Source organism: Microcystis sp. LSC13-02 (assembly GCA_002282935.1).
Classification (GTDB): domain Bacteria; phylum Cyanobacteriota; class Cyanobacteriia; order Cyanobacteriales; family Microcystaceae; genus Microcystis.
The window spans coordinates 1,677-8,805 of record MTBT01000153.1 but is presented as its reverse complement, the minus strand read 5'-3'; the positions used below and the strand labels follow the sequence as shown (position 1 = coordinate 8,805).

Genomic DNA, 7,129 nt, shown 5'->3' with positions numbered 1-7,129 from the left:
ATTTTAGCAGATTCAGGGGCACCTGAGCGACTCTCAATCTAGCTAAAAGCCTTTTCCTGTAAGGTTTTTAGCTTTATTCAGCAGACCCTACCTATATCAGCAGGTAAGTGTGTAGGTTATGCTGATGCTTTTGGATACAGTCGTATTGGTAATTCAGATACTAGAGGAATGATAAGCTGTAAGAATGTCGAAATTGCAGAAGATAGACTAACAGGGAAAAAGTATTATCGATTTGGTTCAGGAGATCAATTTATCTTGGAAGGAAAATAAGTTTATTTTAGATTCTGTAATTATCTTTACAGTTGACCATTCTTAATCCCAGTCCATCCCATTTGCGGAACAGTTTTGATATTATAACCTGTAAACTCCCTCATTAATCTTCGGTCAATACATTCATCTAAAAGAAGCCTCATTTCACGCTACCCTATCAATAAGCTCTATAAGCTCTTTTTCAAATTCTTCAAGTAAGCTAATAACTCGTTCTCTTGTTACCGTTGGAAAACCCTCTAAAAAATCATCAATTGATTCTCCTGCTTTAAGATAATCAAAAAGTGTTTGTATCGGAACTCTAGTACCTGAAAAAACGGGAACACCACTCATAGTTTCAGGAGATACATGGATAAGAGGCGAATATTTAGCCATTTTGATTACCTTCTTAGCTTCTACAGAGTAGATTAACCCAGAGTAATGCGTCTTGTCTTCATACTCTAGCCTAGATTCTTGAAAAATGGGTTAAACTGATGCTAAATAGGTTAGGGAAGTGACTTTCAGTTAATGATGCTAAAAATGAACAATAATCTAAAATCAAGCCGATAATGACTAAATGCAACCGACGGAAGCCCAACTTAGACAACTCTATCACCTAATTTCAATAAAGTCCGAAAACTATGCACGGGTAGGTTCTGAATGGGAGGGGATGGGGGCGATTCCATTCTCGACCCCTAACTATCAGTTAACGATGTTTAAAAGCTTCGATCGCCGCCGGCAAAGTATAGTAAATTCTCTCTTGGCTAATTTTATCTAACAAGCGGGAACGTTGCAATTGTAAGTACAGATCGTGTTTAACCCTAGCGAGGGCAAAAACTATACCCCGTCTTGATAATTCTCTTGCTAATTCCTCGATAATCTCCACGGCTGTACTATCCAATTCCCCAAGGGCTTCCGTATTCAAGACAAACCATTCTACCGGTTTTGTCTCCTGGGCAATGGCGCTGAGGGCGCGACGTTTAAAGTCGGCCGCATTAGCAAAAAATAAGGGGGCATCGTAACGATAGATAACTAACCCCGGTATTGTTTGCGCTTCTGGCCAATCCTGGAGTGCGTGTAAACCCATCACCCCCGGGACTGTACCCAAGACCGCATCATCGGGCCGAGTAATGCGGGCCAATAAATCGATAACCGAGAGACCAATGGCGATGGCAACCCCGCTTAAAATCCCCGTGGTTAGCACCCCCACCATGGTCAGGACAGCGAGATTAAACTCACTATTGCGAAAGCGTTTGAGTCGTTTAGCGCCGGCAATATCCAGCAGTTTACAGGCCGCATAAATCACCAGCGCACCCAAGGCGGCCTTGGGAAAGAGTACCAGTAGCGGACCGAGCAGGAAAATGACCGCCACCACCACCACTGCCACCACTAGGGAATAAAGCTGACTTTTGCTACCCACCGAATCGCCCACCGCGGTGCGACTGGCGCTGCTGCTGATGGGAAATCCCTGACAAAAACCCGCCGCCAGATTCCCCAGTCCCAGGGCTAAAAATTCTTGATTGGCATCGATTTCTTGGTTATGGCGTGCGGCGAAGGCTCTAGCGGTCAAGACGTTATCGGAATAGCCGACGAGGGCAATGCCGACGGCTGCGGTTACTAGAGGTAGTAATTGGGAAAAATCTAGGGTTGGTAAGCCAAAATTAGGCAAAGTATTACTAATTTTCCCCACTACTGCCACCCCCTCTTGATCGAGATGGAGGGTGGCGACGGCGAGGGTTCCCAGTAAAACCGCCAGCAAGGGACCCGGTGCTTTGGGAAAATATTTTTGGATGACAAATAGAAATAGGAGCAGAAATAGAGCGAGGCTAAGGGTTGGCCAGTGCCATTGGTTTATTCCCCGAAAAAAAGCTAAAATTTCTTTAAAAACCGTATTTTCACGGATTGACAAACCACTAATTTTACCCAGTTGTCCCGCAATCATGATCACCGCCACTCCCGCCATATAACCGATCAGGATCGGTTTGGAGAGTAAATTAGCTAAAAATCCCAAGCGGGCGACATAACCAACTAAACAGATTAAACCGACCATTAGGGCTAAAAAAGCCGCTAAACTGCCGTAATTTTCTCCTTGAAGGCTTACCATAGGTGCGATCGCTGCCGCCGTCATCACTGCCGTGGTCGATTCTGGTCCCAGGGATAGTTGCGATGAGGAGCCGAAAAGGGCGTAAACTAGGGCGGCCGGCACGAGAGTCCACAATCCCACCACCGGCTCGACCCCGGCCAGGTCGCCGTAGGCCATACACTGGGGAATAGCGTAGGCTGCCACGGTGACACCGGCGAGTATATCTCGGCCTAGCCACTGCCATTGATAGGAGCGCAGGTTTTTTAGCCCCGGTAAATCAGGAAAATCGACTCGTCGGGAGTTTTTACTCATAGTTTTTCTCTTAACGGCGATTTAACCTAATTCTAACGAAAGATTTAGCTAGTGAAAAGCCTTGAGGCTGAGATGTTTTCTGTCAGCAGGATATTTATACCATTTTAACCGCAATTTTGAGTTAAATTGGCTAAATATACTCGGAAATATCTTCTTGACAATCATCGGCTAAGTATGATAGAGCCCGGAAGCGTAAACCGACTAATTGCTCGTAGAGAGGATTTAACTTGCACAGGGGCGGAATATGGACTAATTTATGGCCAAACAGCACGATATCGCGTTCAAAAGGACATTGAGGCGGCACCATTTTGCAGATAAACCGGGCCAAGCGCGGATCGTGCATTTCTACCCCATCTAACCAATCTTTGAGGGGATGAAGCAGATCTGGGTGGGGATGTTCGGCACTGATAAACTCGGATTTCTGCGCTTCCGTGGTAATTTCGGGAATTTCACAGATAGTATGTTCTAAAGCTGACAAGGCCTCGATTTCTAACCCGAAAGCATCCCGATAACTATGCAGTAATTGCGCTTCTGCGGGGGAATAAATGCCATCGGCGATCGCCACCATAACCGCCGTGCGGAGGAAGTTTTCTGATATTCTGGGGTCATGACCGAAACTTGCGGCCAATTCTTCGGGACTAATCGATTGATAGAGAACGTGGTCGTCATCTAATTCTAATTCGTGAGCGAAACGGGCGATCGATTCCTGTTCGCTGGCGCTATAATCGCCATCACACCAGGCAATTGTCAGTAATCCCCGTAACCAGTCCCTAACTTGTTCGTTAGTGTAGCGGTATTGAACAGAGCTAACCATAGGTATTGCTAAAACTGATTTCTAGTTTTTCAATTCAATTCTACCGAGTGCTCCCGGATTCTAGTGGCTCCTGTTCATATCATTTAACCATTGCAACTATCCCCATGGTCAGCTAGGAAGTTTTCGTTTCTCAACTGGCATAATTGGGCAATTTTCGCCCCTAGGAGCAGGGGTAAGGGTTGGTGCTGCTTGTCCCTTCCCCAACCGCGTCAGTCCTGCTGAAAAGGCGGATTCCTGGGATTAACGTCCAATACCGAGGTAACGGAAACCGGCTGCTGTCACCACCGCAGGATCGAGGAAATTGCGACCATCAATTAACACGGGTTCGCGCATGGTTTTAACCATTTTGCCGTAGTCGAGACGGAGGAATTCTTGCCATTCCGTCACCACCACCAAAGCGTCACAACCATCGGCTAATCTTTCTGGATCCGATTCGATAATCACACCACTTAGACCGTGACTTAAACCACTTTGGGAAACGATCGGATCATAAGCTTTTACCTTAGCACCTAAACGATTTAACTGTTCGATCATGGTTAAAGCCGGAGCATCGCGCATATCATCGGTATCGGGTTTAAAAGTTAATCCCAACAAACCGACGGTTTTACCCTTGAGGATTTTTAATTCCTGTTGCAGTTTTTCGATCGCAATTGTCCGTTGACGTTTGTTAACATTGATAGCGGCGTTAAGTAATTCCGTTTCGTAACCGTAGTCTTCTGCGGTATGCACCAAAGCTGACACATCTTTGGGGAAACAGGAACCCCCCCAACCGATTCCGGCCGAGAGGAACTTGCTGCCGATACGGGAATCTAAACCGATACCTTTAGCCACTTGGGTGACATCGGCCCCCACGCGATCGCAGATATTAGCTACTTCGTTAATAAAGCTAATTTTGGTGGCTAGGAAGGCATTAGCGGCGTATTTAATCATTTCCGCCGAACTGAGATCCGTAACCACCACGGGAACGGGAGGCAAGGAGGGATCGTCAGCGAATTGGCGTTCAACCAAAGGCGCGTACAATTCCTTCATCATTTCAATGGCTTTCGGGTTATTACTGCCTAAAACAATGCGATCGGGGTTAAAAGTATCATAAACTGCCGAACCTTCCCGTAAAAATTCGGGATTGCTGACCACATCAAATTCCGCTTCGATGCGTTCTAGTGTACTAATACCGCCAACCGCAGCCACGAGATTTTTTTGTCTCTCGGCCACTCCATCGAGGACGATCATCCGTACCCAATCCCCAGAACCGATGGGAACGGTCGATTTATTGACGATTACTTTATAACCACCGTTGAGATGGGCCCCAATACCCCGGGCCACCGCTTCCACATAACGAGTGTCACTTTCCCCCGTGGGTAGTGCAGGCGTACCAACAGCGATAAAGAGGATTTCACCGTGTTTAACTCCCGCTTCCAGATCCGTGGAAAATTCCAGATTGCCGGAGGCTGCCGAAGACTGCATTAATTCTGATAAACCCGGTTCATAGATGGGGGATTGTCCCGATTTCATCAATTTGACTTTTTCTTCATTGTTGTCAATACAGATGACATGATGGCCGATATGTGCTAGGCACACCCCGGTGACTAAACCCACATAACCCGTTCCGATAACACAAACACGCATGATAATTACTCCAGTGACAATTAAGTTAAATTTATTGATTAGGGATTAGCTTAGACGAGAACGGAAATCCTCGATCGTCATTTTTAAACCCTGACTTAGAGGAATAGTTGGACTCCAATCCAGATAGGTTTTAGCACGAGTGATATCCGGTTGTCGTTGCTTGGGATCATCTTCCGGCAGTGGTTGATAGACCAATTCGGCCTCGGGATTAATCATGCCTTGGATCACTTGTGCTAATTCCAGAATTGTGTATTCGTCGGGATTGCCTAGATTAACCGGTCCGATAAAATCCCCATTCATCAAACGCATTAACCCTTCCACCAGGTCAGAAACATAGCAAAAACTGCGGGTTTGGGAACCTTGACCATAAACCGTTAGGGGTTCACCGCGCAAAGCTTGCACCACGAAATTACTCACCACTCGACCATCGTTTTCCAGCATTCGCGGGCCGTAGGTGTTGAAAATCCGGGCCACCCGGATATCGACTTTATGCTCCCGATAATACTCAAAAGCCAGGGTTTCCGCTACCCGTTTACCCTCGTCATAACAGGAACGCGGTCCGATGCAGTTGACATTGCCTCGATATTCTTCCGTTTGCGGATGCACATCGGGATCGCCATAGACTTCCGAGGTAGAAGCGAGCAAAAATCGCGCTTTTACCCGTTTAGCTAGGCCTAGCATATACATAGTCCCTAAAACATTGGTTTTAATCGTTTTGACGGGATTATATTGATAGTGAATTGGGGAAGCAGGACAGGCCAGGTGATAAATCTGATCGACTTCTAAACGGATCGGCTCGGTGATATCGTGACGAATTAGCTCAAAATAAGGATTTCCTAGCCATTTAACGATGTTTCGGCGCACCCCCGTGTAGAAGTTATCCAGACAGATCACTTCATGACCCTGTTCCATCAAGCGATCGATTAGATGGGAACCGATAAAACCCGCACCACCCGTAACTAGGATTCTCATGTAATCGCAAAGTAAACATATAAAATTATTCTTAAAATACCCTTACGCTGGTTTTTTGGCAAATATTTTTTTTTGACGAGGTGTTATCAGCGATCGCCGATGCCAGGCTAATGGCTGAATAATGGCTGGGTAATCCTTAAAAAATGTAACAATTTTCGTAGTCATCCCTACAGAGTTCTATATTGTCCAATCTTGTAGGCGTAAATTAGGGATTTGAGAGAAATCCCGATAATTGCGTGTTACTAAAATACTGTTTTCTGATAAACTATAGCGGTTTTCATTCGCACTCTTTCCGGATCTCGTTCACTAGCGTGTAGGCTTTTTTTTTCGGGTTAGGTTTAGCCGTTTTAAAATTCGACTAATCGTTGAGTTACTGACTACCGCCTGTGTTTTTTCCTCGAGTTGTTTTCTTAACTCGTCTAAGGTGGCATCGTTCTTTTCTTGGACTAAATCGCCTAGCAAGATAATTTGGTCGGCAGTAAGCTTAAGTTTTTGTCCTCCACCATGTGGTCGAGGATTTAGATCGCCGGTTTCACGCCACTGCTTGATTAGTTTTTGGATAAAGCTTAAAGCTACTCTAAATCTTTTGGCTAATTCCCGTTGTGAGAGATTATTCTCCTCGTAGGTCTCGATGATCTTTTATCGTAAGTCTAAAGAATAGGGCTTCATAAGGTTGTGGCTCTTGCGTAGGTCTATAATTTATTGTTCTCATCTATTGTACCTCATGCAATCGCATACCGCTATAAGAGAAGAGTGGTTTTGTGAACTCCAGAAAGCGATAAAATATATTGAGTTGGATCAACAAGAGATTGTTTTTTGTAGGTATCTAAAATTAGAATAATTGAATTTTGATAACATCCACTTAAAATTTGAAGATTTAATACAGAGTTATCTTTGCTTGCAATATCTTCGAAAATATTTGCTAAGACTAGCACAAAATTCAATTTTCTAATGTACATATCATCTTCTTTGTGCAAAATAACTGTGGCTCTTCGTTACTTGGTATGGTTCGATAGGGGGGGCATAAATCGACTAAATCCTTATCTGGCAAGAGATTTAATTGATTAGCTCGTTCT

General features: G+C 45.0%; 7 protein-coding genes. All 7 read right to left on the bottom strand.

What is annotated here, in order from left to right:
• Positions 1-414: 414 nt before the first annotated feature.
• The 7 genes from BGL89_RS09220 to BGL89_RS09195 all read right to left on the bottom strand — a co-directional run bounded on the left by BGL89_RS09220 (position 415) and on the right by BGL89_RS09195 (position 7,030).
• Positions 415-642, bottom strand: a complete 228-nt coding sequence (locus BGL89_RS09220) for a DUF433 domain-containing protein (RefSeq protein ID WP_286825459.1) — start codon at positions 640-642, stop codon at positions 415-417.
• A 310-nt stretch (positions 643-952) separates the two neighbouring features.
• A complete protein-coding gene (locus BGL89_RS09215; protein WP_286825458.1) occupies positions 953-2,641 on the bottom strand; it encodes a SulP family inorganic anion transporter in 1,689 nt (562 codons plus the stop codon).
• A gap of 130 nt (positions 2,642-2,771) precedes the next feature.
• Complete coding sequence (locus BGL89_RS09210; protein ID WP_286825457.1) at positions 2,772-3,455, bottom strand: Mo-dependent nitrogenase C-terminal domain-containing protein; 684 nt, start codon at positions 3,453-3,455, stop codon at positions 2,772-2,774.
• A gap of 240 nt (positions 3,456-3,695) precedes the next feature.
• Complete coding sequence (locus BGL89_RS09205) at positions 3,696-5,081, bottom strand: UDP-glucose dehydrogenase family protein (RefSeq protein WP_286825456.1); 1,386 nt, start codon at positions 5,079-5,081, stop codon at positions 3,696-3,698.
• Between the two features lie 45 nt (positions 5,082-5,126).
• Positions 5,127-6,053 carry a UDP-glucuronic acid decarboxylase family protein gene (locus tag BGL89_RS09200; protein ID WP_286825455.1) on the bottom strand — a complete coding sequence of 309 codons (927 nt, stop codon included), beginning with the start codon at positions 6,051-6,053 and terminating at the stop codon, positions 5,127-5,129.
• A gap of 306 nt (positions 6,054-6,359) precedes the next feature.
• Complete coding sequence (locus tag BGL89_RS21225) at positions 6,360-6,686, bottom strand: helix-turn-helix domain-containing protein (protein WP_502692611.1); 327 nt, start codon at positions 6,684-6,686, stop codon at positions 6,360-6,362.
• Between the two features lie 107 nt (positions 6,687-6,793).
• Complete coding sequence (locus tag BGL89_RS09195) at positions 6,794-7,030, bottom strand: hypothetical protein (protein ID WP_286825454.1); 237 nt, start codon at positions 7,028-7,030, stop codon at positions 6,794-6,796.
• Between the last annotated feature and the right edge of the window lie 99 nt (positions 7,031-7,129).

What these genes read in the sequence shown, in the direction of transcription:
- BGL89_RS09220 (WP_286825459.1), bottom strand. Translation starts at nt 642, where the DNA reads ATGGCTAAATATTCGCCTCTTATCCATGTATCTCCTGAAACTATGAGT.
- BGL89_RS09215 (WP_286825458.1), bottom strand. Translation starts at nt 2,641, where the DNA reads ATGAGTAAAAACTCCCGACGAGTCGATTTTCCTGATTTACCGGGGCTA.
- BGL89_RS09210 (WP_286825457.1), bottom strand. Translation starts at nt 3,455, where the DNA reads ATGGTTAGCTCTGTTCAATACCGCTACACTAACGAACAAGTTAGGGAC.
- BGL89_RS09205 (WP_286825456.1), bottom strand. Translation starts at nt 5,081, where the DNA reads ATGCGTGTTTGTGTTATCGGAACGGGTTATGTGGGTTTAGTCACCGGG.
- BGL89_RS09200 (WP_286825455.1), bottom strand. Translation starts at nt 6,053, where the DNA reads ATGAGAATCCTAGTTACGGGTGGTGCGGGTTTTATCGGTTCCCATCTA.